Source organism: Paenibacillus sp. tmac-D7 (assembly GCF_006519665.1).
Lineage (GTDB): Bacteria > Bacillota > Bacilli > Paenibacillales > NBRC-103111 > Paenibacillus_G > Paenibacillus_G validus.
In genome coordinates this window covers 1-615 of the sequence record NZ_VIDW01000126.1, presented here as the reverse complement: position 1 = coordinate 615, position 615 = coordinate 1, and the positions used below count along the sequence as shown (strand labels likewise).

Annotated in this window: 1 rRNA gene; it reads left to right on the top strand. The window is 52.8% G+C overall.

The window, feature by feature from the left end:
• A 23S ribosomal RNA gene (locus FKP33_RS26775) occupies nt 1–615 on the top strand; the annotation flags it as partial.

The following is a 615-nucleotide window of genomic DNA, read 5'->3' as shown; positions in this document are numbered from 1 at the left end:
GGGTGATGGCGTGCCTTTTGTAGAATGAACCGGCGAGTTACGTTTGCAAGCAAGGTTAAGGTGAGAAGCCGTAGCCGCAGCGAAAGCGAGTCTGAATAGGGCGAAATAGTTTGTAGGCGTAGACCCGAAACCGTGTGATCTACCCCTGTCCAGGGTGAAGGTGCGGTAACACGCACTGGAGGCCCGAACCCACGAATGTTGAAAAATTCGGGGATGAGGTGGGGGTAGCGGAGAAATTCCAATCGAACTCGGAGATAGCTGGTTCTCCCCGAAATAGCTTTAGGGCTAGCCTCGGGAGATGCGTCGTGGAGGTAAAGCACTGATTGGGTGCGGGGCCCGCCAAGGGTTACCAAGTCCAGTCAAACTCTGAATGCCACAGACGTTATCCCGGGAGTCAGACAGTGAGTGCTAAGATCCATTGTCAAGAGGGAAACAGCCCAGATCATCAGCTAAGGTCCCCAAGTGTGTGTTAAGTGGGAAAGGATGTGGAGTTGCACAGACAACCAGGATGTTGGCTTAGAAGCAGCCACCATTGAAAGAGTGCGTAATAGCTCACTGGTCGAGTGACTCTGCGCCGAAAATGTAACGGGGCTAAACACACCACCGAAGCTATGA